We start from the raw sequence: 23,325 nt of genomic DNA, 5'->3' as shown, positions 1-23,325 counted from the left end.
TTTTCCACCTTTTGTTATACTCAAACCATTTACTTGATAAATGAAGGAATCACCATGCAAGACCAAATTATTTCCAGCTCCAACGCCAGTAATCTTCCCCCATCTCCGCTTGCACAGCTTTTTGCAGCGTGGCGATTTCCTCCCGAACTTGAACCAACTGCTTTCTTGTCAATGCTCGCTTTAATTTCCGCAATGCAAGTGAGTCCGAATCCTGCTCATCGGTTAAAAGTAGCAACTGATCAATTTCATCTGCTATTTCCAAGAGTGAACGAAGCCCAGCGTTTTTTTGAACAGAAGTTAAAGCAAGCCCTAGCTTATCTGCTGGAACAAAACCAACCATCAGCGGCATTGGCGTTGTTGAAGGCTTACCGACAACTTCCGCAGTTTGCGGATTCTGAAATTCAGCTTGTTTTGACAGGTCAGATCCCTGCTGAATGGCTAAAGGCGTTCCGTCCATTTTTATGACTGATTCGCAGTTGTGGCAGAATAAATATTCACGAGTGAATTCAAGCTCACCAATATTGTGACTGCCACATTTTTTGCATAGAATCTCTAATCCCATACACACCACCTTTTCCATTTAACTATTCCGAATCACTGCCCAATCCACATCGGGGCGTAAATCTTCGGCTCTTACTTTGCCTTCTGTTGCTTTGATAAGGGCGGGAATATATTTCACATCCATTTTTCCACCCTTTAGCCACTGATTTACAGTTGGCTGACTAACGCCGCATTTTTTAGCTAACGCTGATTGCCCGCCAGCTTTTTTTATTGCTTTAACTATAAAAATGTTCATAAATAATTTCCTATAACTAAGTTTTAGCTATAGATTATAGGTTTGACTATCTATAGTCAATAGCTAAATGAAAATTTATTTTCTATAGCTTTAGTTATAAAATCAAAATATAGGAGAAATTATGGCAACTTTATCTGAACGCTTGACTTCATTAATGTATGAAAAAGGCATATCCCAAGCGGAATTGGCAAGATTAATCGGCATTAAGCAGCCTTCTGTTTTTAAGATTTTGAGTGGCGAAACTAGAAACCCTAAAAAAATCTTAGAAATTGCGACCGCACTTAATGTGGACCCGCATTGGTTAAAAACAGGTGAAGGCGACCCTGATCCGTCTTATCGCATTGTAGAAGTGAGCGAACCGCAAAACCCAAATACAGTGCGGATTGATATTTTGGACGTGGAAGCGAGTGCCGGAAACGGGGCGTATTTAAGCCCAACCGAACAAGGCTTACTTTCACAAGAATTTGATTTAACGTTCTTCCGTCAACAATTCGGACGTGCTGATGCAAAACATTTGAAGTTGATCACCGTAAAAGGCGACAGCATGGCGCCAACCCTTGAAAGCGGCGATCTGCTTTATGTGGATATTTCCGAAAATTACTTTGCCGCCGATGGGCTTTACGTGTTCACCTTTGATGGCCAAACATTCATCAAGCGTTTGCAAAAAGTGGGAAAAGAAATGCTCGTCATTTCCGACAACCCAACCTACAAAGAATGGACATTCACGCAAGATGATGACGTGTTTATCCATGGCAGAGTAATATTCAGCATGCCGATGAAGTGGCGGAAGTGGTGATTTATTTTAATAAAACAAACCTAAGGAACCCCTAATGAAAAAGTCACTGCTAATTCTAACCGCGCTTTTGTCTATCTCATCTTCAGCTTTTGCTGAGAATTTCCCGCCAACCTATAAGAAAGCGTTGAGTGGGCTAGATATTCTTGAGGCAGAACTGCAAGGAAGTTTTTTATCAGTAACATTTAACCGCGACGAAATCGGCAAACAGATGCTAGAAAGTGTTGTGCATGGTATTTGTTATGAAACCTATTTAGATAAAAAGTTTGCTAAAAAATTAGATCTAAATCGTGTCATGATTATGAATAAGCATTATACGCAGAGCTTTAATTTTGAAACAGATGTGAAGCAATACTGCGAAAATGTTGGCAAACTTAATAGCGAAGAAGCGAAAAAACAATACCCATTCGATAACTATGTTTCGGAGCGTTAGAGATGAAATCGCTTTGTTTAATTCTAGCCGCACTTTTCGTGATATCCCACCCAGTGTTGGCAAAAAGCAAAAAAGCAGATGCTGAACAGTTTAGTTGCAGTGATGGAAAACGTACCTGTAAGGACATGGATAATTGCGATGATGCTAAATTCCATTTAAGAGAATGTGGCATGCATAAACTTGACCGTGACCACGATGGCGTGCCTTGTGAGAGTATTTGTGGGTAGAGGTAAAACCTATATCAAACGTTTGCAACGTGTTCCCGGCGGTATTATTCGCGCATTAAGTGATAACCCACTTTATCCAACGTTTGAAATTACCGAGAAACTATTCAATACGGCACAAGTACGCGCTAAATTCTTGAGCGTGCTGCCGATTAGACCAAAGATGTTGTAGGAATGAATTATGATTACACTAAATTCTCTCTGGTTACAAATAGAAGAGATTTTGGAAGACACCTCGTCGATTCAAGAAAGATTGTTTTTTGAATGCAAAAAATCAGCGAATACACTGCCTAAAGATTTCTGGTTGTCTTATAGTGCTTTCTCCAACACTCAAGGGGGAATTATCTTTTTAGGTATTAGTGAACAAAATCAAGTTTTTTCGATTAGTGGTGTTTCAAATACTCAAAAATTACTTGATGATATGTTTAGTCAAATGCGAGGCGGACAAAAAATAAGTATTAATAATTTATCAAATGATGATATTAAAATTATTCAAAAAGAAATAAACAATATTTTGGTAGATGTTATCGCGATAAGGGTCAAAAAAGCCGATAATTCAGATATACCCGTTCATCTTAATAACGATCCTAGATTGTCTTATGTTCGCCTTCATACAGGCGATCATAAGCTTAATGCTAATGAACTCAAAAATTATTTATCTGGTTATACAAAAAACAATCAGGATAGCAAAGTTATTCCTAACACCGGCATTGATGAAATTAATCAACATACACTTCAAAAGTACCGCCAATTTCTTAAAAACTATAATCCAACTAGTCCGTTATTAGTGCTTGATGATTTGTTATTACTAAAAAAAATTAATGCCTATGCAAGAAACTTAGACACGGGACAAGAAGGACTAACCTATGCTGGTCTTTTAGTCTTTGGTCAACTTCACATTATCCGCCAATTACTGCCGCATTATTTTTTAGACTATCAAGATATACAAGGTGATGAACGTTATTCATCTCGCTTTACTTGCGATGATTTGGAAGACGGCAATTTATTTGAATTCTATCTAAAAACCTCGGCTTTATTGTTTGATATTGCCAAAAATAGCCATTTCAAGCTTAATAACTTGACTAGAAAAGAAGAAAATGAAATTACCGAAGCATTGCGTGAAGCATTGGTAAATTTCTTTACTCACGCTGATTATTTTAATGATCAAATTTCGTTAAAAATAGTAAAAACATCTAACAGACTAACATTTGAAAATCCTGGTTCAATGTTAGTCAGTATTGAGCAAGCTATTAATGGTCTAAAATCGACCTGTCGGAATTCTCTTATACACAATATTTTTAGAATAGCTGGCTTATGTGAACGACAAGGCAAAGGAATTGAAAAAATATTTACTAACTGGATTAGGGAACTTTTAACTACTCCAGAATTATTGACCAATCATTTATCAACACATCTTGCATTGACATTACAAGATGGCGCAACATTATCAGCTATTCGTAAATTACAAACAGAATTTGGGGAAGAGTTCTCACAAGAAAGGACATTATATAAAAATATTTTAATTTATGCGGTTTTAAATGATGGTTGGATTAATCACGCTTCTCTTACTGAAAACATGGGAAATAGTTTTACCGGTAGGGAGATAACTCTCGCATTACCGCAATTGGCTAAAAAATGTTGGTTGATAGGTAAAGGCGATGGCAAGAAAAAGTATTATATTCTCCCATGGATTAAAGAAGTTGATATTGCTGATATTTATACTTCTGGTTCTGTACGCCTAAGAACCAAAGCTAATGCACAAGCTAATGCACAAGCTAATGCATTAGCTAATGCACAAGCTAATGCACAAGCTAATGCACAAGCTAATGCACAAGCTAATGCACAAGCTAATGCACAAGCTAATGCACAAGCTAATGTACAAGCTAATGCACAAGCTAATGCACAAGCTAATGCATTAGCTAATGCACAAGCTAATAATTTAACAGAATCACGGCAAGTTAAATTCATTTGGAGAGATAACGAAGGGCGAATTCAAAACACTCTAGGGAAAGTTGTTGATAACCTCAAAGAACTTAATCCTGAATATCTGCAAGAACTACGCAATATTGTTAACCCTAGATTTTATTCTTTAAAGAAAAAGAGACCTGAACAAGTAAAAGAATTATTGCTTGTACTTTGTGAAGATCAATATGTTTCTAAAGCTGCTCTTGCTGATTTGCTTGGTATGACAATATCTGCTCTAGGTAGGCATATTACATTATTAGTTGAAGAAAGGCTTCTAATTCCAGCATTTCCCCAGCAACCAACACACAAAGATCAGGCTTATAAAGCAGCTTAAAACAGGCGGGGGAATTACTCCGCCTTTTCTTCGTCTATTTTCAGTTCCATTTCCACGCCGCAGGTGTAGCCGTTGTCGGTTATGCTGTGGGTGACTTGAGTTATCAGCCAGTTGGTGTTGTCAATTTCAGCTTTAAAGCCTGAAAGCTCAATGGGTGTTTCGGGGATTAAATCGGGTTCGCCAAAGGCAAGATTTAGGCTAAATGTCGCCACGCCTCGTTTGAGTTTGTCAAAGGCAGATTTTGCGGAAGTAATGGCGGTTTTTTCACTTGCATAGGTGTGTCGCAATGATTTTATTTGAGAACTGTCACTTGTAATGGGTTCTTGTTGCTCAATTTCGTTGTATTTGCGTTTGCTTAATCGTCTGCCTTTCACTGTGCCGTTTTTCAGCGTTCTGCCTTTCGTCATTCGCTGTTTTTTCACAATCTTGGTGTTTTCATCAACGGTCACTTCGCCACGCTTGCCGCTGTCTGTATCGTGCCAATATGCACGCACGGCTTTGTAGTTTTCACTTTCAGCAATGGAAAAATTGTAGTTGTCGCCATTCTTGCGGGTGATTTTACGCAGTGGAATATCTTTTCCTGTGGCGGTTTTTGCTTTGCCTAATGGCATAAAGAGCAACGTGCCATTTTTCACCGTACACATCGCCCCGTATTCTTCCGCAAGGCGTGTCAGCAAATTAATGTCGCTTTCGTTGGTTTGGTCGATGTGGTCGATTAATCGGTTGGTAAGCTCTTTTGCCACTTGGCTTTTGAGCTTGTTTCCTTGTGCAATTTCGTTGACGATTTCGCCCAATTTCTTTTTATGAAATGACCGCTCTTTTTGTTCGGTGAACGTGCCTTTTAAATCTGCCGCTCTTGCCCGAATGGTTAGCCTGTCGGCTGAATTTGCACCGCCTGAAAACTGCACTTCATCGACTGAATATTGCCCTTTGTCAATCAGTGGCTTGCCTTTCCAACCTAGTGCAAGGCTGATTGTGGCATTGCGTGGCGGCAAAGCTAATTTGCCGTCATGGTCGGATAATTCTAAATCTAGCGTGTCCGCTTCTAATCCGCGATTATCGGTTAAAGACAGATTAATCAAACGGCTTGATACCACTTGCGTGATGTCTTGCTGTTTGTTGTCTTTCGTGGTGATCACCACTTTAAAAGCGGGGGTGCGGTGATTGTCGTTAAAATCTAAGCCTAACATTACAGATTACTCATTAAACTGTCTGCAATGGCAATCAACATCGGATCGTCAGTGCGTTTTAAGTTCATGGTGAAGTCAATGGCACGGGGTGCGCCATCGCCAAAGAATTCCGTGCGGGTTTCTTGGATATTTTCAATCACAAAAAAACCGATAATCTCAAATGTTGCACCGTCAATCAGTGGGAAAGCGCCGCCGCTGTCTGCCATTAATTCCAACGCTTTAATGGAAAATCTGCCGCCCGTGATTTCGGGGATAAGTCGCCCGCCGATTGTCACGGTTTCGCTTTCCTTACCGGTGAATTGTGATTTCGGCATTGCACCCACAATCGCATTGGTTGGATGTCGCCACGTTGATGTGCGGTCTAAGCTTTGGAAAGGCACGGTTTGCCGTGTAAACACAAACATCCCAAGTGCGGCTAAAGCAAAGTTTTGAAACATGATTTATTCCTAAAGAAAAGTGCGGTCAAAAAATCCCGTGATTTCTGACCGCACTTGATGAATTAGCGAAAGAGAAATGCAATGCCGAAAATCACAAGCAACCAAAAGGCAATGGAAAGAATAAAGATTCCACGCCATACAATATGCCGTGGCATATTTAATACATAATCAATCATTTTCTGTTTCATTTCGTTCCCTTGCTTTTTCTCGCCATGTCATTAATTCGGCAAATGTCATTTGCTCAAAGGCTTGTGGTTGCCAATGGAAAATCAGTGCAATGTCCGCCATGGCATCTTCTACCGTGGCGGCAATCATTATTCGGTCTCTTCCGCTTCCGAATTCTTCCCTAAAAAACCGACAGCCACCGCCGCAAGCTCGGTGAAGTCAGCCACTTCCATTGTAGAAAAGTCGGATTTGTGCAACACAGGATTTGTCACGCGAGTGAGCAACACTTGCAATGCGTCCACGTCCATTTGCAACACGTCAAACATTTTCAAGCCTTTTAATGCCGGCACGGTGGGTTTGTTGACGGTGATTTCGGTGATTTTGTTTTCGCCACGCACAAGTGGATTGGTTAATGTGATCACTTTGCTGTTTTCGTTTTTCATTTTTTATACCTTTAAAAATGCCACGCTTTAAGCGTGGGGGAGTGATTTAATAAAAGCCCCTTGCGGGGCTAGGTGGTGATTAGATGCCAATCGCTGAACGGTGTTCTGCTAAGCGGTCAGTGCCGCCGACAATAAAGATTGAGTTGAGTAAATCAATCTCGACCAAATCTTTGCCGTTTTCGATGATTTTGTAATAGGTTAATGGCACGGTGTAGCTTTGTTCGGTGTCATCGCCTGATTTGCTTGTGCCGTTGTCAATTTCGCTGAAACGACCCCGCATAATCAATTCAATGGCGGTGACTTCTTCGGTGTCGTCTTGTTGGTATGCACCCGCGAAACGTAATGACGAACCGTCAATTTTGCCGCCAAATTCTTTAATGAGTTCGGTCATGTAACCGCCCATTTTGAATTGCGCTTCCAAGCCTTCCACGCCTAAATTTACTTTCACTGGACCAATCATGCCGCCTGCACGGTATTCTTCCAGTTTCATTGCCAATTTAGGTTGGGTGATTTCGGTAACTTGGCCACGGTAAGAATTACCGTCAGCCAAGAAGTTCATGAGTTTTAATTTACGTGGTAAAGCCATTTGTTATGCTCCTACTTTGGCAATCTCTGCGGCGAATTCCACAAGGTATTCATCGCTGATGTATTGGTTAAAGCCTAATTGTTCTAATGGCGGAACAGGGCAGTAATCATAAGACACAAGCAATTTTGCATCTTTCAAGGTTGCGGCAGTGTTCAGTGATGAATTGATAAATGCTTTACCACCGACTAAGTAACCTTTCGCCACATATTCACGCCATTTCGCATTGATCGCTTCCACGATTTCTTTCACCAACATCACACTGATGTTTTTATCTACGGCCCAATCAAATGATTGTGCGATAGTGTCTTTCAACACTTGTGCGGTGCGGGTGTAGTTTTCGTAGATGAATAATTTATCGGCTGAACAGGTGCGTAAACCCCACAACTTGAAGCCATTGTGATTAACGCAACAAGTGATTCCTTGTTCGTTCAGATAGTTGACATCGGTCGCACTGTCGTTTATGTCAAATGAAAGTGGTTTAGTCACGCCAGTGACGCCAGTTAAACCTTTGTTAGAAATGCAAGTGTGCCAGCCGTATTCTTTATCTTGATACGCTCGCATTGCCGCCGCGCGGACAACTGCATAATCCACTTCGGTTGCTTTAGTGTTTGGGTTAAAAGACAAGAAGTCACCAAAGATCAGCATTAATTCACGCTGTGAGAAATTACGGCGATAAGTCACCGCTTCTTCTTTGGTTTTTGCTGAACCGCACGATGCATACACAAAGCCATTCAGTTTTTTTGCCACACTTAAAAGCTCGGTGGTGACATCTTGGCTGTCATACTTCGGCACGCAGAAAATACGCGGTTTCACGCCACAAACGGCAGCAGATACCAAGAACGCTTTCAAGCCAGTGTAATTGCCTTCGCTGTCCACTGCGCCGATGACGTTTGCTTTCATGGTGCTTTCATCTTCGCTTTCTTCCACGCGAATAACGACCACTTTACAATTAACAATGTCCGCAATGCCATCTAATGCACGGGATAATGTGCCTTGTTTACCGGCTTTCGCTTGGACTTCGGCGGTGATACCTGTTAAAAGAGTGGGTTTATTGAGTGGGAAAACAGTTGCATCTGCATCTGCTGCCGTTGCCACTAAACCGATCACGGCAGTGGATGATGTGGTGAGTGTTCGCAAGGCTTCGGCAATTTCCGTTACCTTGACCCCATGGAGATATTCATCAGACATATTTTAGCCCTATGGTTTCTATTGGTTAAATAATGTCTTTATTGTGATCGACAGAATGGAGCAGTGCGAGCGGTTGGAAGTGTGAAAAACGGGGTAACAAAATGCGGCCAAAATTGACCGCATTTTTCTACCTTTACAAAATGTCTATTACGCCCCGAATATGGAAGAAGTTGCGGAACTTCTAGATTAATTAAGCATCGCTCGGTCTGCTACCATTACGGGCTTTTCTAATTTCAGCGTTAATAGTTTCTTTTGGATTTTTGAAATCTGTTAGTTTAATAATAGAAATCTCGGTTTCGTATGACGATAAAGGAATCCCAAGCTCCGTTTCTGCCGATATATAGATCCAAGATCCATTCATAAACATCAATACTAATGAATTTTGGAAATCTTCAGGTAGTTCCACTGTGCATAAAGCGCCGTTGTTAAAATCTTCATCTTTCGCAGCAGGCACAATAACTTTTAATACATCAATTCCACCACCGCCACCACCTTTAATTTTTTCAAGAAGTTCGATTTTCGCTTCAAGATTTGCAATATCTTTGCCGATTTGATATAAACCTGCTTCATTTCGATTAGGAAATTTTGGATTAGTCATAATTTTGCTCCTTATTGACCTTTTTTACCTTTTTCATACGCTGACATTAAATCCATACTTTTTAAACTTTCCACTTCTTTAGCAAGCTCATCAAGGCTAGATTTAAATTCTGTGATTTTCTGAATTAATTTTTCAGGCATTGTCTCACCCGATTTGAGATTGCGAACCGCATCGGCTAATTCTCGTAATGTGTCTAAATCAGCCGCCACATCGCCACCTAGCAAATCCGCTTTAAGTTGTGTAATCTTTTGCTCAAATAATTCAAGAATTTCTTTATCTTTAGTGCCGATAAATTCGGCAAAGCTATTAAGTAATTCCGCTACTGTTTGTTGTGTCACTATAAAGCTCCCAGTTGATAGTGAGTAATTAATTCGTTGATGTTTGGTAGTTTTCTTGTGTCAAGATCGCCGCATATATTGGCATAGCCTTTTTGGACGGTGATTTTGTGCTGTTGTTTAGGTTTGAGTGTCACTTTATGCTTGGCTTTCGCCTTAGTCTTTATACACATTTCGCCCCCTTGTTACATCCCGTTTTAACCGCACTTTGCCACCGCAAAGGGTGCTAACTAATCCGTTCTTGTCAGTTTGTTGCAAATCCCAACTCGCGACCGCCCAATCTGCATTTTCTGTTTGATCGTGCGACACATGCAGCGTGATTTCGTTTTCTTTCACCGTTAAGCCATTTGATGTTGATAGCTTAATGGTTTCTGATTGACTTCGTTCCGGCACGATATGCAAATCAAATTGGCTCCCTGTAAAGTCCATTGGGGTGTCGTCATCATTATTAAAAATGAGCGTTTCGAATTCATCATCTCCGCGAATCCAATCAAAAATTATTTCACTCATTTTGCATCCCCTTGATTGAACCGATAATCGCGCTGTTTGCCGTTTATTTCGCTTTCGTATGCGGTTTTACAATGGTTTTTATCTCTAAATAATCCATTGATAAACCGATAGAGTACACGCCAACGCTTTTTTGGTTGTTCGGCTAATATGGCCCCACGATAGGTGCGACTTGATAATGTTTCGTCTGCGGCGCCACCCGTTAAAGCATTGAATAATTGGTCAATGGCGATGATGTTGTGATATAGGTATTGTTTAAGCTTGCTGTTCATTCAAATGCTCCTGATAGGTTTTACTCCAACCAGTTGACCAGTTGTAATCAGTCGAATTTTCTGATTGTTCAAGCAACACTTTGTGCATGTATGCGTTCTCATACATTTTTTCTTTAAGTGTTTTCACCGCGTTCCATACTGCTTTGAATTCTTCAAAATGGATAACTTGTGCGGTGTTATCTGCACAAATCAATGTGTAAGTATTATTTTTGCCGTTTAAGTCAAAATCCGCCTTAATCTCAACTAACGTGCTGCGCCCTTTGTCATCGGTATCAACCCATTTATTTATTTCAGGCACAAACACGCCGCCATTTACGCACTCATCGCGTTTAGCGTTGATTTGTGCGCGAACTTCTGCACGCTGTTTGATTAAGAGTTCGTCTTGTTTTTCTTTTGAAATGACAAACTGTTTTTTATCTTTGTCAAAAATGTGAAATTCACTTGGGGCTTTCCCTGAACAGTGTATTTTCCCATTTTCCACCCATACATCACCGCCATTGGTGATACTTGCGGATATTTCATTAATTTCATCCTGATTAACTTCAAACCATTCTTGACTTTGCCCATCTGTAATAAGGTAGTCTGGGGCAAAGATTTTTGTTTTAATGTTGAATAACATCATACTTACCATCCAAAGTGTCCTATAACAATGATATTTAGCCCAGTTCGATACCCATTATCTATAACGAGTTGATTATTTCCTTCCACCCTTATTCCAACGGCACGCCGCCCAGCTCCAACATCCGTGGCAACGACTTTTGTGAAACCATTATATTGTTCAGGTAGATTGATTGTTTGATTTCCTTCAATCGTTACTCCCATGGTGGTAATGCGGATCACGCTATTATCGCCAGTCGGAATATCAATAACTTGTGCGCCTTCATAGTGATGGGGATACCATCTATAGCCAAAGCGACTTTTTCTATATGTGTTATTTAGCTCGGTCCAAATGTTATTGTTGTCTGATTGTTTTGCGTAAAACTCATGCAGCCAACCATATGTCTTAGTCCACACATCGCCGATTGGCGAAAATGTGGCTATGTGTTGCCGTCGATCAGTATCGTAGTTTTCGCCCGGTGGGGTAGCATGTAATCTTAATTCATCTGCCCAGCCACCAATGTCTACTGCCTCAATGGATACTTGAGCATGGCGGCCGTTGGAATTGGTAAAATCAATCGCCGAACTCCCGTGCGCGGTGCTTGTAACATTTAACCACGCATGCCCTCTTTTAACATTTAGCCACTGGATATCATCACCAGATTTAGATACTTTCCTGTTAACATCGTCTTCTAGGGCTAATCGTCCTGATGTTAAAGGCATATAATTGGTCACATCCGATTTGCCCGGCATGCGCCGCCAGAATTTAAAATTCTGTCCTTCTTTTTCAATACGTAGCGTTTCATTTGAGTTAAAAATTTCAAATGCACCATAATTTTCTTTAGCCGAAAACCCGTTAGCCCTTAAACTGCCAGACATTTCATCGCCTGTTTTGGATACACGATTATTCGCATTGTTATTGGCTTCAATGGCTTTGTCATAAGCTGTCTTGACTGCTGACGATGTAGCCACATCCTCACTACTGTTGCTAGTGACTGAATTTGATTTTTTGTTGTTTGGAATGTAATTGCCAAGTGCGAGTTGAACTGTGCTGATTAGCTGTGCAAGTTTTTTACCGGCTCTTGCTGATAATCCTAACTTGTCGCTGTCAAGTCCTGTGTCATCGGTGAGTTGCACAATCCCCGCTTTTGTTGTGTCGGCTTTTTCGATTTCGTGTGTATGCCCGCTTTCATCAAATCCATTTGTGGTTGATGATGTGATTTTTTTCGGGTTAAGTTGCTGACGTGTGACAAAAATCACGGAATTATCAATGCTTAAAGTGACGGCTTGAGAATTGCTGACTTTTAAAATCATCCGCAACACTTGCACTTTGCCGCTTCCGCTTTCTAGTGTTGGTTTAAAGCTTTCAGGCGAATTGGCATAAGCCACTAATTTGTTTGTGCTATCGAAAACCCCCATTTCTCGGATATAAAACCCGCCCACATCTTCCGGAATGGTCAATTCAATAATGATTTGCTTATTGTTGCGTGGATCGAGTGACACGGCACTGACATTGGCTCGGTGTATCTCTTTCACTAACGCTGTACGGTCTGCAGTTGGGGTAACGGCTTGACCGTTACCATCTCCCACGGCAAAGCTTGAAAATTGAATTGGTTGATTGGTTGCGATGGCTTTGGCAAAAGCTTGTGTGCCATAGTCTGTTAATACTGTGAAATATTGTGCTGTCATATAAATCCTTAAATAGGGTAAACGCTGACGATTTCGCCTGTTTGTTGCCCAAAAAATGTGTTCATTGTGCCAGTTGGTGAAATGGCGATGGAGAGCTGTGACAAATGGCGTGAAACAGGTTTTACATCATTGATTAATCGCACTAATTCGTTATAAGTTTGCTCGTTCAATCCTGTTTCCGGCACTTCAACTGTGATGCTAAATGTGCCTGCTTTGGCTTGTGGTTTTTGGTTGAACCATTCTTTTAATTCAACAAGATAGCCAATTGGTTCGATCACTCGTTTCACGGCGGCAATGGTGCCTTTGTGTTTATGCACAAAAAAAGATTGTTTAATTGCGATGCGTTTGACTTCTTCGCTCCAATCCTCGTCCCATTTATCCACCGAAAACGCCCATGCCAAGTAGGAAAGAAGCTCCGATGGACATCTGTCAGGGTTTATCAAATCAGCAATAATGACTGGATTTTCAACCGCGCTTTTTAAAATTTCTGCGGCTCGTTTTTCCAGTTTTGTTGAGCCTGTTGGCAATAGGTGGTTAGTAATCATCACTTACTACAATCTCAATATTAATATTTGTGCAATAGCCTGATTTTGAGCTAGGCAAAACAATATCGGCTGTTGGTGCGAGTAATTCCACTCGTTGAACGCCTTCAAGGTGTAGTGCCGCATAAATTCCCGATAAGCTAATATCTCGACCTAATCTGCGTTTTTCTGCGGTGTATGCAGTGAGTTTTTTCATTGCTTCAGCTTTTATTGCTTCATATTCAGGCCCACGATATAAATGCAATTTTGCTCGGATTTCGTATGTTTGGATTGTGGCACTTTGCACTGTTACACGATCCCCGATTGGTCGAATGGTTTCTTCATTCAATTTTTCTCGGACGGCTTTCAACACTTGTTCACTTGCTACGCCTTGCCCAGTTCGGCTTAAAATAGTGACGGTAACATTGGCGGGTTCAGGTGATACAACTGACACGTCAGCCACATCGGCGTGAGCGGATAAGGCGTGAAACACATAAGCGTTTCTGGGCCCTGCGACTGACATTCCTTCAAAGGCTAGTTGTGTTCGAATTCGAAGTTCCGCATCGCTTTCGTAGATTGCGGGCTTTGGTGGTGTCGTTGAGTTATCTTCCGCTTGAATAAGTAAGCGTTTTACGTTGTAGTTGGCGGCGATAACGTCTAAATCGCTCCCTGTTGCATAAGCAAGCATGGTTGCCTGTGCGGCTTGATTGATGCGTGTGCGTTCAAGCAGTTGCAAATAGACAACTTCTTGTAAGAGTTTTGTAATGGGTTCGCTTTCAAGGCTTAAGCGAGACTGCCAGAATGCACGTTCTGATTCGTCAAATAATTTGATGAATTCTTGTTTTCTTTCCGCAAGTAAGGTTTCAAAATCTAAATCTTCTAAAACTTTTGGTGCGGCCAGTTTTGATAAATCAACTAATTCGCTCATTCTTACCGCCTAGCCATACATCATCATAATTGATGATATTGTTTTGATTTCTTGTTCTGCCCACGATTGAGCAAGTGATGCCGTTTTCTGTTAGTTGTGGTTTGAATTGACTGATTGTTATGCGTGGCTCCCATTTGTGCAATGCCATCACCGCACTTGCGGCAAGTTGGAGCAACAAAGCGTGGTTCATTGGTCTGTCAATCAGTTCCGGAATACGACTGCCATAATCTCTGCGTTGTAAACGTGACCCGATTGGCGTCAATAAAATGTCTGCGATTGACTGCTTGATGTGTTCTGTTTCGCTTGTGATTTTCTCGCCTGTAAATCGATTCATTATGCAGTTGCCTTGCTTGTTCGTGCTTTTTCACCTTGTGCAACGTGAACGTGATTTCGTAAGCTAATTTCGCCGCCTTTGATGTCGCCGTTTGCTGAAACGTTGCTTTGTGTGCTAATTGCGCCTTTGCTCGTTGTTGTTCCAGTTGTAGATAAATTCCCATCAATATTCACATTGCCTTTAATGTTGACAGTGGGGCAGTCAATATTGATTTGATTGGCGGCGTTGATATTGGCGGTTTTTATTCCTGTCACAACCAAATCGCTGTTTGTTTGGTTGTAGGTAATTTTGGCGCCATAGGCAAATTCGATCACGTGTTCATCAGCCGAATGGCTTGGGCTGTTTTGAGTATAAAGCCCTGTGATGATGCATGCTGTTGTCAGCTCGCCACTTGCCGCCAAGATGACACATTGTTCGCCTGTTGTTGGCGGTGACCATGTTTTTGTTGTGCCTGATCGCAAAGTGATAAACGGTAAAAAATCCGTCAAGATTTCACCACACTTTACCCGTGCTTTCGCTTGTGCATAATCGACTTCGGCAATTAAGCCAAAGCGGATGATGCTTTCAATTCTGCGGTTGTTATCGGCTGACATGGGCGAATTTCTATTTGTAATAATTGCCCTTATTTTTGGTGAGTTTGTTTAATTTTGCGAGTGTGGGGGAGTGTGAAAGGCGGGGTAACAAAAAAGGGCGAAAGCCCTTTTATTTTTTATTACCTAATTGAATAAAATCATCAATACGTTTACGAATATCTTTCATTCGTTGTTGAATGAATTTTTCTTCTTTTGTCCCGAATAAGGTATCGTGATCAACCATAAAACGAACCGACACTGTGGTTTGTTCTGGGTTATCTTCATAATTAAATGTTAGCACCACAAGAGGATCATTTTCTTCATAACTTAATCTAGCGTGATATAAACCAATATAATAAGGCGATGCACCATAGGCTAAACTGCTGTCTTTTGCACGTCCGAATAGACGGTCTTTATTTTCAACATAAACTTCAACAAATTTTTGTTGCTGCCATAATGCAATTAATTCAGCGAGATTAGTCGAATGTTTATCAATATCATGTTCTGTAAATCCCAATGCAAGACTAATTTGCGTAAAAAGATGATGGATTTCGACAAATTTAATATGTTTGCGTTCTAGCATTTAATTGTGTGGCTCTAAGTTGCGCTTTTAAAATGGTTTGAACATTTGCCTTGATTTCTTTGGCATTGTCACCCTTCACACGTTCGCCTTTTATTTGCGATGTGCGGTCAATTATTTCACGAATAAAAGGTGCATTTTTGTTCATTGATACCCTCCTATTTTTTACAGATCCTAGCACTTCTGTTTACAATAAACAACAAAAAAGGGCTTTCGCCCTTTTATTTTTATGCCCGATCGGTCATTCGACTTCGCATTCTTGCTTGTTGTTGTCGGTTGATTCTTTCAAGCTCTGCGGCGACAAGTTGGGCGATTTGGCGTTCATTTTGCCCTGCTTGTGCATTTATGGTGATATTGACCGCCATTGGTTGCATAGTTTGGCTGATGCTTGGGCGTGCTGAAATTGGCGGTCGGCTATCCACCTGAATTGGTGCGGCTGTGGCAAGTCCGATACCTAAACCGCCCGCAATTAAGGCTTGTTTTCCGTAATTTAAGGCGTTCAGCGTGGCGATGCCAAGGCGGCTTGTGGCTTCTTTGGTCATGACATATTCACCGCCATGGACTATGCCCATCGGTTGATATTTGCCGCCATTTCCGGTGTAACCGCCTGTTGCGTATTCTGGAATATCTGCCATTGCTGCCATGGTTTGACCAAGCACGCCATTTCCAAAGGCGGCTTTCATGGTTTCTTCTTTTAATGCTTTGGCTTTTTGATTTTGCTCGCTGATTTTAGGTAGATTATCAATCAACCACTTCACGCCATCAATTAATAGTTGGAGTGGTTTTAATGCTAAATCAATGCCAAAAGCGACCCATTCACCAAATTGTTTACCTGCGCTTGCGGCGGCATCTAAATCTTCTTTTGTGCTTTGGATTGGCGAAAGAAGATTTGTAAACCAGTTAAATACACTTTCAATCCATCCGACAAACGGTTTGAATTTGTCGATGACAGGCTGTAATCCTGATTGCAACCCACTTAAGAACCCGCTGAAAAAGGATTTTACTTTTTCCCAATTTTTGTAAATATAAATTCCCGCTCCAACTACTGCAGCAACCACTACACCAATAGGGGAGAGTAAAAATGAGATAGATGAGCTTAACCCGATAAAAATCATTCTCACAGGCATTGTCCATGCTTTCAATACGCCTAATAATACTTTTAGTGTATTTAATTTAGTGATTTTTCCTAGAAGGCCTGTTAGGGTTGTTTGTGCTGATGAAAAAATATTTGACCACCCACGGAATGAGAGTAAATTTTTATTAGATGCGATTGCCGCCTTTGTCGTGTAATTAAAGCTTTTTGCAAGCAGTGTATTTAGCCCAGTGAGTTTCCCGAATCCAAGTGCAACCCGTGCCATAGGATATAAAACAAAGCTTAATGCGAGACTTAGCGCACCAAATGCAGTAAGTGTTGTCCCTAATGCTGATGCGACAAGTAATATTTTTCTAGCAAGTTCTGGGTTTGTTTCAATCCAAGCCTTAAATTTATCAACTACACTGCCCAACTTATCTAAGATATTGTGTAAGGTTGGGGCGAGAGTGCCACCGATTGTCGTTTTTAGGTTAAATAAGCGGTTTGTGAAAATTTGAGTTGATGCAGACAACGCTTTCATTCTTGTGTCAAATTCACGCCCCATTGATCCTTTTGCTGCTTCGCTATTTGCCAGTTCAATTTGTCTGCGCCATTCTTCTGTATTTGCCACAAGTTTTGAGATGGTTTTAATATGTGGGATGCCGACAAGACCTTTCATTACATCGCTTTTTGCATCATCGTCCAACCCCTTAATTTTATTGACGATAAGCATTAATGTGCTTTGTGCATCTTTTGCCATTCCTTTTGCTATTTTTTGTGGATTTAATTTGAGTTTTTTCAATGCGCCATCAACTTCTTTGTGATTTCCGGCCACACCTAATCGAGTAAAAATAGTTGTAACAGCGGTGGCACTGTCTTCTTCTTCTGCCCCCAATGTCTGCAAGGTGGAGCCCAAGGCCGCCATATTTTTATCGGTAATTTTAGCTATGGCAGCGATACCTGCAACACGGTTCATATAGCCGATGATACCTGTCCCTTTGGATATGGCGTTATCATCTAAGTAGTTGATTGTGTCAGCAAGCTCTTTTGTTTGTTTTTGCGTTAGGTTGAAGTTTTTGCTCACTTTTCCAAATGACTCAACCAATTCATCTGGATTTTTTGCATCAAATGCGATTGCCATTTGTGTATTCAATCTTACAAAATCTTCAAGTTCATCTTTTGCAATGTTCATTCGTGCCGCACTTTCAATCATGTTGGCGATTTGAACGGTAGTGAGTGGCAATTCTTTTGATAGGTCATGAATTTTGATTTTCCATTGGTCAAATTCTTGCGTAAAGTTCCCTGATTTATCTTTTAATCCATCGACCTGACGAGCGACGCCGATCATGGCATCTTCAAAAGTCATAAAATCTTTTGTCACTGCGGCAATAGGCGCAGTAATTGTCGCACCTGCCGCCATGGATTGTGCACCAATAATTTGAGCTTTCCCGCTAATATCTTTTAATTTTTCAACTTGTCCACGATAGCGACTATAGGCAGCTTGTTTGGTGTTTAGTTTCTTCAGTGCTTCTTCTTGGTGTTTGATTTGATCTGTTGCTGCTTTTGTGTTTTTTTGCAAATTTAGCTGATTTTTAGCTAATTTTTCAGCTGAAATACCAGCTTGCGACAAGGCTAATTTTGCCTGTTGTAATTTATTTGATGCGGCAACTTGTTCTTGTTTGAGTTTTTTTACTGCACTTCTTGCTTTTTCAACTTCTTTTTTAAATCCTTCAGTTGGATTTTTAGCATTTTTTAAATATTGAGAATAAGACGCCGCTTTTTGTTTTGCCGCAGACAGTTCGTTGTTTAAAGATGATAATTTTGCTTTCAATGGATTGATTGTTGAAGCATATTGTTTCATAGCTTCTGCGTGCTGTTTGTTTTGTTGTGCTAGTTGTCGTTGTGCATTTTTGCTTTCGCGCAACTTCGCAGATAATTCCCGAACACTTTTGGAGGCGTTCCGAACTGGTGCTGACATTTTATCAATGGCATTTAACAAAACAGATAATTGTAAATTATTCATAAAAACTCACTATTTTTATTGACAAATTCTTTTTCTATGTTTAATAATTGAACAAAACAAACGAACAGGAGCATATATGTCGCTTATACTTGCATTAATTGGCATTCCGTTATTCATTGGATTAGGTTTGTTTTTTACTGGCAGCCTAACTTTTGCTGCTATTTCAGCTGTTTTTAGCATGGCAACCGTGGCATTTGTTCCTATTATCTCTTTGATTTTTGTTCTTTGGCTTATCACTGATAGCGTTATTTTATCTATATTGTTTACCCTTATTTTCGGGCTAATTATTTTGGCTGCAAACAATACTAAAACCAATATTTAGTCACATAGGTTACATAGATAATTGCGCTAAAACTAAATCTTCAACCACATCTAAATCGCTTTGGCTAAAGCCTAACAATTCACGCTGTGCATACCGCACTTTGAAATCTTTTGTTTCTGATGGACTGCTCATTAAGCCGTATTGATGCACTTTGGCGATCATTGCGCTTGACCCATTAAACCCGACCGACACTTCATTGGCATTACTCTGAATTTTGAAATATCTTGCCGTTCTCAACTTTGCAAACATGGCTTTTCGTTTAATTCTGCCTTTCTTTTTGCCGAATTCTTTTCGTGGTTTTCTTTGCTCAAATGCTGTGCCGTCAGGGTTTTCTTGACGTGCGATGCGGGCTTGTTGATTTTTCCGTAAAGCTTGCCCAATGTTGCGTGCTAACTGGCGGCGGGCTTGCGGTGAGAGATTATTAATAAGTGCGTTTAGTTTCGCTTGGACTTCTTCCACCGTTGCCATTATTCACCGCCTTTAAAAATCAAATGTTCATCGTCTATTTTTTCGAGATAGACTTTTAATGTGTTTAAGGTTTCCCATTCCGGTGCTGTTGGTTCTGTGGCGTAAGTCATCTGCACGTTTTCGCCCACTTGTTTTGCCACAACGCGTTCGGTAAGTTGGATTTCAAAAGACACGTCCGCCGTGTTGTTATTGTTGTAATCCATTTGGAATTTAAAGGCGTTTTCACGGCGTTGCGGATTTTCGAATAGTTCTGGTTGGTTTTTGCGTAGATACGCATTAATCGGCACGATTAGGCTTGCGATATCAAAGGCAAAGTCAGTGATGATGATGTTGAGCGTGTAACGATACTCAAAGCTTAGTGATGTGCTGCCAGTTGCAACAACTTGACCGCCGTCAACATAAAGCTGTAAGCGGTCAGGATTTTTCACAAAGTCTTGGTGACTTTGTTCAAGGATTTTGCGCAGTTGGTTTGGCTTTTTCATTTTCTGAAATTCCGTTGTTGCATTTCGTATTTTTGCTGACAATCCACGCAACGGGTTACGCCTTGAATTAATTGGCGGCGTTTTTCAGGGATGGGGATGTCGCAATCTTCGCAATAAAACGCACTGATTGCTTTAAAAGTGCGGTGTTTTTGTAACGCAATGTCACGTGTCATTTGTTCGAGTTCTTGCGCACGGTCAAATTGATCGGTCATTGTTTTTCCTGTTTATTAAATTCATCAATGCATTTCTTTAATGCTTGATTCTCAACAATGCATACACTTAGCTTTTGTTGGCTTTGTAGATAGGCGTTAGCCAAATCGCCGTTAGTTTTAATTGTGGCGGCAAATGGTGTACATTCTGCAACTTGCGGGCATAGTATCGGCTGTTTAATGACTTTCGGTGCGGTTGAACACGCCGCTAACATCATCAGGGATAAAAGTGTCAGCCCAATCTTGGTGTTTTTTAAGTGCATTTTTTAAATCCTGTGTTTGCTTGGTTTGAGAGATTTTTAACTGATTTACGGCTTCCGTGAGTGCTTTTTGTTGCTCATTGAATTTATCCACGCTTTCATTTAAGGCAACGTAAGACGCTTCCCATTGTTGTTTTAATTGTTCCTCTTTGGCGGCTTCGGCTCGCCAGTGGTTGGCTTGCCACCCTTGAAATAGGATAATTGCCACAAGCATGAGCGGGCCAACCAATAAAATGTATTTTTCTTTTTTCGTTAAGAACCCAAACATAATGCTTTCTCCTTTTGTCGTCTTTCAATTAAGCCTTTCAGTGGAACGCCGTTTGCATAAATCCATCGTTCAAATTGACCGCACATGGCTTTGCTATATCCTTTCCGTGCCATTTTAAAAAGCGTGCTGTTTTTTAAGTTCCCGCATCCTGCATTAAAGGTAATTGACACTAAGGCATCAAATGCACCTTGCGGCATTGCTTGACCGTTTGCATACGTATTCACACATTTTTCGGCTTGTTTAATTCCCTTTGTAAAGGCATTTGCAATTTCTTCATCTGTATAGACTTTATGTGGAATGACTTTTTCGACTGCATCAGTGGTTCCTAGCCCGAATGTTAATACATCTGCAGGGCAGTTATAAGGCACTCTTTGACATCCTTCTGCATTGCCAGTCAATAGCAAGCCTTTTTCTGATGTTCTAATTTCATGCCCGTGTAAAGAGAGTGCCAATCCTACAATCGCCACAACACTGCATGCATATTTCGCTGTTCGTTTAATCATGGTGATGGCTCCGTTGGTTTAATTCTTTTTCTTTTAATTCAAAATCTTTTTTCTTGTAATACCAATTTACAAGGAATGTTGCGACGCCGATCACAATACCTGTTACTGATGCAACGTCTGCCCAATTTACATTTGAAAACATATCCGCAATGCGTCCTATGAAGAAGGCAAATAATCCTGATGTGTAAGACGCTTTTGATGGTGTGTCGTGCATATCAGCTCCAAAGTTGTATAGTGTCACTTGCCACGCTGATCTTTTCTGTGTCAGTTTCTGGCAATATTACTGGTGTTCCGATTGGAATGACGGGTTTATCCATTAAGTGCGGATTTAATTCACACGCAATTTCTAAAAGTCCTTCACTGCGGCCAAAATAGCGATAAAGAATGGCGTCCAAGTTGTCATTTTGTTGTGCGTAAACTTCCATCAAATTAACTCCGCATCGACCCGTCTTTTGCCGATAATGTCGCTAATGGCAAAGCGTGCATCTCGTCTTAATTCGTTGATGCTGTCTTTGAGTAAATCCATTTTCTTTTCGCCATCATTGGTGCTGTCATAGCTTGCGTAACGCTCATAAAGGTTAGCCAGTGCCAAACAGTTCACCGCGCGTTTATAGCGATAAATCAACACGCTTTCGCCGTTGACTGATGGGGCGGGGATTTGTTCAAGGAAGTGATGTTCGCTTTGTGCTTTGAATGTGGATAATTCATCATTCACACTGGCGATGGCTTCAATCAAAGCATCTTGCAAGCGTTGTTCGGTGACTGTGCCGTCTGCACGATATTGATTGCGAAAAGCAGAAAGAGAAATGTCAGGGAAAAAATCATCGTTTCGAATAATATCTTCGCCTGTTCCGTAATCTTCCAGTTGTTTTTGCACTGCGCCCATCTCATAGTCAGGGGCAAGTTTTACTGATAGAGATCCGTCGCTCATTGTTTCCCTTATAAAAAAAGTCGGGTGAGGATTAAATCAAGCACAGCCAAAAATCCGTCAGAATTTGACCGCACTTTTAATCCGCCCGACGGGTGCGTGGTTTGCTCGTTATCAAATCCGATTATTCATCGGCTTTGCTTAATTTTTTGCGTAATTTTTTAATGTCGCCTTTCACGCCCACTTTCTGATCTAAACCTAAAGCACGTTCAAGGTATTGCAAGGCTTGTTCAGGGTTCTTTTCAACCAATAACAAGCCTAATTCACGCAATAATCGCGCACGGCTTTCATCTGGCATGTCACATTCAGCGGTGATGCGTTGTACTTGCTCTAAGTACGACACTTCGAATGGCTGATTGGCGGCTTGTGCGGTTTTTGCTTGGTCGGCAAATTCTTCCGCCAATAATGTGCCAAGTGTTCGCGTAAACGGTTCAGGTAAACGCAAATCATGGAATACGGCATAATCTGCAATCTGCAAGGCAAGGTGATATTCCCCGCAGTCGATTGCCCACACGCACCATGTCATTAAGACGTTATCTTGTTTGCCTGTGCCGGCAGATAACGCCCCTGTAATCCATGGCAGATAGTCAGGCAGAATTTGTTTTTTAAATGCGGCCTTGCGTTCGGTCGATTGGATATTTTTTAAATCCTTTCGATGTCGCGCAAGAATACGGCACATTTTTTCGTATTCCGTGAAGTCGCTTAGATCTTCCGTTTCTGCCGCATTAGCGATAGCGGCAGAAACTTCAAGAAAGTGACGTTTAGTTGGTCGCATTATGATTACGCGTGAGTTGGTGCATCAAGAATGGTGATGTTTTTCGCCATTGCCACCGCTTCGTAGTTTTCAACTACATAAGCTTCATTAGATGACAAGTAATCTTCCACACGATTGCGTTCCGGCACGTCTTTTAAGTGGCGGCGAACACGACCTTCTTGAACATAGATTGACAAGTTGTCGAGTGATGTCACCAATACAGTGCCTTTCGGGAAGTATGGCACGGTTACGGCTTGTAAACCGCCAACACGTTTTTGGCTGATAATGGTATCGCCTGCCGCTTGCTCGCTTGGTTTATCTTGATTGATTAGCGGGAAGTATTTGTCCGCTAACAAGTCGCTACCCATAATCGCCACAAGTTTTGTGTCGTCACGGTATTGGTCAGGGATGAAATCTTCTTTCAATGCATAAACTAATGCATCAAGATTTTTATATTCTTTGCCTGCACCGATTTCGATTTTGCCTGTACCGCTTTTCGCTTCTTTCATGACACGTGCGGTTGCTTTATCTTCGATTTGTTTCAACCAA

The 23,325-nt window shown here is 41.1% G+C and carries 40 protein-coding genes; 6 read left to right on the top strand and 34 right to left on the bottom strand.

Going from position 1 to position 23,325, the window contains the following annotated elements; genetic code table 11:
• Positions 1-67: 67 nt before the first annotated feature.
• The gene (locus tag KH943_RS02315) at positions 68-562 is read right to left on the bottom strand and encodes a hypothetical protein (RefSeq protein WP_304107059.1); all 495 of its coding nucleotides are present in this window, start codon (positions 560-562) and stop codon (positions 68-70) included.
• Between the two features lie 18 nt (positions 563-580).
• Complete coding sequence (locus KH943_RS02310; protein WP_005700067.1) at positions 581-796, bottom strand: helix-turn-helix domain-containing protein; 216 nt, start codon at positions 794-796, stop codon at positions 581-583.
• A 121-nt stretch (positions 797-917) separates the two neighbouring features.
• Here KH943_RS02310 and KH943_RS02305 point away from each other — a divergent pair, with 121 nt between their 5' ends.
• The 5 genes from KH943_RS02305 to KH943_RS02285 are packed head-to-tail and all read left to right on the top strand — an operon-like array spanning position 918 to position 4,545.
• Positions 918-1,592, top strand: a complete 675-nt coding sequence (locus KH943_RS02305) for an XRE family transcriptional regulator (protein ID WP_005700132.1) — start codon at positions 918-920, stop codon at positions 1,590-1,592.
• Positions 1,593-1,626: 34 nt separating this feature from the next.
• Positions 1,627-2,022, top strand: coding sequence for a hypothetical protein (locus KH943_RS02300; RefSeq protein WP_304107053.1), 396 nt, complete (start codon positions 1,627-1,629; stop codon positions 2,020-2,022).
• Positions 2,023-2,024: 2 nt separating this feature from the next.
• Positions 2,025-2,249, top strand: coding sequence for an excalibur calcium-binding domain-containing protein (locus KH943_RS02295; RefSeq protein WP_304107050.1), 225 nt, complete (start codon positions 2,025-2,027; stop codon positions 2,247-2,249).
• Positions 2,188-2,418, top strand: a complete 231-nt coding sequence (locus KH943_RS02290; RefSeq protein WP_304107135.1) for a S24 family peptidase — start codon at positions 2,188-2,190, stop codon at positions 2,416-2,418. The genes KH943_RS02295 and KH943_RS02290 overlap by 62 nt, the downstream gene beginning before the upstream one ends.
• A gap of 9 nt (positions 2,419-2,427) precedes the next feature.
• Positions 2,428-4,545 carry an ATP-binding protein gene (locus KH943_RS02285; RefSeq protein ID WP_304107048.1) on the top strand — a complete coding sequence of 706 codons (2,118 nt, stop codon included), beginning with the start codon at positions 2,428-2,430 and terminating at the stop codon, positions 4,543-4,545.
• Between the two features lie 14 nt (positions 4,546-4,559).
• On the opposite strand, the gene KH943_RS02280 is transcribed toward KH943_RS02285, so the two are convergent.
• From KH943_RS02280 to KH943_RS02180, 21 genes are all read right to left on the bottom strand, one after another.
• Positions 4,560-5,735, bottom strand: a complete 1,176-nt coding sequence (locus tag KH943_RS02280) for a phage late control D family protein (RefSeq protein WP_304107045.1) — start codon at positions 5,733-5,735, stop codon at positions 4,560-4,562.
• On the bottom strand, positions 5,735-6,172 hold the full coding sequence (locus tag KH943_RS02275) for a phage tail protein (protein WP_005700061.1): 438 nt from the start codon (positions 6,170-6,172) through the stop codon (positions 5,735-5,737). Before KH943_RS02275 ends, KH943_RS02280 begins: the two co-directional genes overlap by 1 nt.
• A 62-nt stretch (positions 6,173-6,234) precedes the next feature.
• Positions 6,235-6,360, bottom strand: a complete 126-nt coding sequence (locus KH943_RS02270) for a hypothetical protein (RefSeq protein ID WP_014064338.1) — start codon at positions 6,358-6,360, stop codon at positions 6,235-6,237.
• Entirely contained in the window at positions 6,341-6,487 is a 147-nt protein-coding gene (locus KH943_RS02265) for a GpE family phage tail protein (RefSeq protein WP_005700138.1), read from the bottom strand. Before KH943_RS02265 ends, KH943_RS02270 begins: the two co-directional genes overlap by 20 nt.
• On the bottom strand, positions 6,487-6,780 hold the full coding sequence (locus KH943_RS02260) for a phage tail assembly protein (protein WP_304107021.1): 294 nt from the start codon (positions 6,778-6,780) through the stop codon (positions 6,487-6,489). The genes KH943_RS02265 and KH943_RS02260 overlap by 1 nt, the downstream gene beginning before the upstream one ends.
• Before the next feature lie 79 nt (positions 6,781-6,859).
• Positions 6,860-7,366 (bottom strand): phage major tail tube protein, encoded by a 507-nt coding sequence (locus tag KH943_RS02255; RefSeq protein ID WP_304107018.1) that lies wholly within the window; start codon positions 7,364-7,366, stop codon positions 6,860-6,862.
• 3 nt (positions 7,367-7,369) lie between these two features.
• Positions 7,370-8,554: a phage tail sheath subtilisin-like domain-containing protein gene (locus KH943_RS02250; RefSeq protein ID WP_304107016.1), complete on the bottom strand. Its 1,185-nt coding sequence runs from the start codon at positions 8,552-8,554 to the stop codon at positions 7,370-7,372.
• A gap of 190 nt (positions 8,555-8,744) precedes the next feature.
• On the bottom strand, positions 8,745-9,152 hold the full coding sequence (locus tag KH943_RS02245) for a hypothetical protein (RefSeq protein WP_304107013.1): 408 nt from the start codon (positions 9,150-9,152) through the stop codon (positions 8,745-8,747).
• A gap of 11 nt (positions 9,153-9,163) precedes the next feature.
• Positions 9,164-9,490 (bottom strand): hypothetical protein, encoded by a 327-nt coding sequence (locus KH943_RS02240; RefSeq protein ID WP_304107010.1) that lies wholly within the window; start codon positions 9,488-9,490, stop codon positions 9,164-9,166.
• Positions 9,490-9,660 (bottom strand): hypothetical protein, encoded by a 171-nt coding sequence (locus tag KH943_RS02235; RefSeq protein WP_304107007.1) that lies wholly within the window; start codon positions 9,658-9,660, stop codon positions 9,490-9,492. Before KH943_RS02235 ends, KH943_RS02240 begins: the two co-directional genes overlap by 1 nt.
• Positions 9,644-9,997, bottom strand: a complete 354-nt coding sequence (locus KH943_RS02230; RefSeq protein WP_304107004.1) for a hypothetical protein — start codon at positions 9,995-9,997, stop codon at positions 9,644-9,646. Before KH943_RS02230 ends, KH943_RS02235 begins: the two co-directional genes overlap by 17 nt.
• The gene (locus tag KH943_RS02225; protein WP_304107001.1) at positions 9,994-10,266 is read right to left on the bottom strand and encodes a DNA helicase UvrD; all 273 of its coding nucleotides are present in this window, start codon (positions 10,264-10,266) and stop codon (positions 9,994-9,996) included. Before KH943_RS02225 ends, KH943_RS02230 begins: the two co-directional genes overlap by 4 nt.
• A complete protein-coding gene (locus KH943_RS02220) occupies positions 10,250-10,888 on the bottom strand; it encodes a DUF4376 domain-containing protein (RefSeq protein ID WP_304107000.1) in 639 nt (212 codons plus the stop codon). Before KH943_RS02220 ends, KH943_RS02225 begins: the two co-directional genes overlap by 17 nt.
• Before the next feature lie 2 nt (positions 10,889-10,890).
• On the bottom strand, positions 10,891-12,552 hold the full coding sequence (locus KH943_RS02215) for a phage tail protein (protein WP_304106997.1): 1,662 nt from the start codon (positions 12,550-12,552) through the stop codon (positions 10,891-10,893).
• An 8-nt stretch (positions 12,553-12,560) separates the two neighbouring features.
• A complete protein-coding gene (locus KH943_RS02210; protein ID WP_304107128.1) occupies positions 12,561-13,097 on the bottom strand; it encodes a phage tail protein I in 537 nt (178 codons plus the stop codon).
• Positions 13,087-14,001 (bottom strand): baseplate assembly protein, encoded by a 915-nt coding sequence (locus tag KH943_RS02205; protein WP_304106994.1) that lies wholly within the window; start codon positions 13,999-14,001, stop codon positions 13,087-13,089. The genes KH943_RS02210 and KH943_RS02205 overlap by 11 nt, the downstream gene beginning before the upstream one ends.
• Positions 13,985-14,335 carry a GPW/gp25 family protein gene (locus tag KH943_RS02200; protein ID WP_304106990.1) on the bottom strand — a complete coding sequence of 117 codons (351 nt, stop codon included), beginning with the start codon at positions 14,333-14,335 and terminating at the stop codon, positions 13,985-13,987. The genes KH943_RS02205 and KH943_RS02200 overlap by 17 nt, the downstream gene beginning before the upstream one ends.
• On the bottom strand, positions 14,335-14,928 hold the full coding sequence (locus KH943_RS02195) for a phage baseplate assembly protein V (RefSeq protein ID WP_304106986.1): 594 nt from the start codon (positions 14,926-14,928) through the stop codon (positions 14,335-14,337). The genes KH943_RS02200 and KH943_RS02195 overlap by 1 nt, the downstream gene beginning before the upstream one ends.
• Positions 14,929-15,037: 109 nt before the next feature.
• Positions 15,038-15,490 (bottom strand): hypothetical protein, encoded by a 453-nt coding sequence (locus tag KH943_RS02190; RefSeq protein ID WP_304106984.1) that lies wholly within the window; start codon positions 15,488-15,490, stop codon positions 15,038-15,040.
• Positions 15,468-15,635: a hypothetical protein gene (locus tag KH943_RS02185; protein WP_304106981.1), complete on the bottom strand. Its 168-nt coding sequence runs from the start codon at positions 15,633-15,635 to the stop codon at positions 15,468-15,470. Before KH943_RS02185 ends, KH943_RS02190 begins: the two co-directional genes overlap by 23 nt.
• Before the next feature lie 79 nt (positions 15,636-15,714).
• Entirely contained in the window at positions 15,715-18,582 is a 2,868-nt protein-coding gene (locus KH943_RS02180) for a phage tail tape measure protein (RefSeq protein WP_304106979.1), read from the bottom strand.
• Between the two features lie 76 nt (positions 18,583-18,658).
• On the opposite strand from KH943_RS02180, the gene KH943_RS02175 reads away from it, so the two are divergent.
• Positions 18,659-18,904 carry a hypothetical protein gene (locus KH943_RS02175; protein ID WP_304106976.1) on the top strand — a complete coding sequence of 82 codons (246 nt, stop codon included), beginning with the start codon at positions 18,659-18,661 and terminating at the stop codon, positions 18,902-18,904.
• Between the two features lie 9 nt (positions 18,905-18,913).
• Here KH943_RS02175 and KH943_RS02170 read toward each other — a convergent pair whose 3' ends face one another.
• From KH943_RS02170 to KH943_RS02120, 11 genes are all read right to left on the bottom strand, one after another.
• A complete protein-coding gene (locus KH943_RS02170) occupies positions 18,914-19,372 on the bottom strand; it encodes a phage virion morphogenesis protein (RefSeq protein WP_304106973.1) in 459 nt (152 codons plus the stop codon).
• The gene (locus tag KH943_RS02165) at positions 19,372-19,854 is read right to left on the bottom strand and encodes a phage tail protein (protein WP_298667068.1); all 483 of its coding nucleotides are present in this window, start codon (positions 19,852-19,854) and stop codon (positions 19,372-19,374) included. The genes KH943_RS02170 and KH943_RS02165 overlap by 1 nt, the downstream gene beginning before the upstream one ends.
• Positions 19,851-20,066 (bottom strand): TraR/DksA family transcriptional regulator, encoded by a 216-nt coding sequence (locus KH943_RS02160; protein WP_160222688.1) that lies wholly within the window; start codon positions 20,064-20,066, stop codon positions 19,851-19,853. Before KH943_RS02160 ends, KH943_RS02165 begins: the two co-directional genes overlap by 4 nt.
• Entirely contained in the window at positions 20,063-20,278 is a 216-nt protein-coding gene (gene lysC, locus KH943_RS02155) for an Rz1-like lysis system protein LysC (protein WP_304107125.1), read from the bottom strand. Before lysC ends, KH943_RS02160 begins: the two co-directional genes overlap by 4 nt.
• Positions 20,241-20,591 (bottom strand): chemotaxis protein, encoded by a 351-nt coding sequence (locus KH943_RS02150; RefSeq protein WP_304106949.1) that lies wholly within the window; start codon positions 20,589-20,591, stop codon positions 20,241-20,243. Before KH943_RS02150 ends, lysC begins: the two co-directional genes overlap by 38 nt.
• The gene (locus tag KH943_RS02145; RefSeq protein WP_005700153.1) at positions 20,576-21,094 is read right to left on the bottom strand and encodes a lysozyme; all 519 of its coding nucleotides are present in this window, start codon (positions 21,092-21,094) and stop codon (positions 20,576-20,578) included. The genes KH943_RS02150 and KH943_RS02145 overlap by 16 nt, the downstream gene beginning before the upstream one ends.
• Positions 21,087-21,308 carry a phage holin gene (locus KH943_RS02140; RefSeq protein WP_049367478.1) on the bottom strand — a complete coding sequence of 74 codons (222 nt, stop codon included), beginning with the start codon at positions 21,306-21,308 and terminating at the stop codon, positions 21,087-21,089. Before KH943_RS02140 ends, KH943_RS02145 begins: the two co-directional genes overlap by 8 nt.
• Position 21,309: 1 nt before the next feature.
• Positions 21,310-21,519 carry a tail protein X gene (locus tag KH943_RS02135; protein ID WP_005700063.1) on the bottom strand — a complete coding sequence of 70 codons (210 nt, stop codon included), beginning with the start codon at positions 21,517-21,519 and terminating at the stop codon, positions 21,310-21,312.
• Positions 21,519-22,025, bottom strand: a complete 507-nt coding sequence (locus KH943_RS02130; protein WP_049367479.1) for a head completion/stabilization protein — start codon at positions 22,023-22,025, stop codon at positions 21,519-21,521. The genes KH943_RS02135 and KH943_RS02130 overlap by 1 nt, the downstream gene beginning before the upstream one ends.
• A gap of 121 nt (positions 22,026-22,146) precedes the next feature.
• On the bottom strand, positions 22,147-22,797 hold the full coding sequence (gene gpM, locus KH943_RS02125; protein ID WP_014064320.1) for a phage terminase small subunit: 651 nt from the start codon (positions 22,795-22,797) through the stop codon (positions 22,147-22,149).
• A gap of 5 nt (positions 22,798-22,802) precedes the next feature.
• Positions 22,803-23,325 (bottom strand): P2 family phage major capsid protein (locus KH943_RS02120; protein WP_304106928.1); only part of this gene is annotated, 523 nt, incomplete at its 5' end.

This window comes from Haemophilus parahaemolyticus, from assembly GCF_018373095.1.
GTDB lineage: Bacteria > Pseudomonadota > Gammaproteobacteria > Enterobacterales > Pasteurellaceae > Haemophilus_A > Haemophilus_A parahaemolyticus_A.
This window is presented reverse-complemented; position numbering and strand designations above follow the sequence as displayed.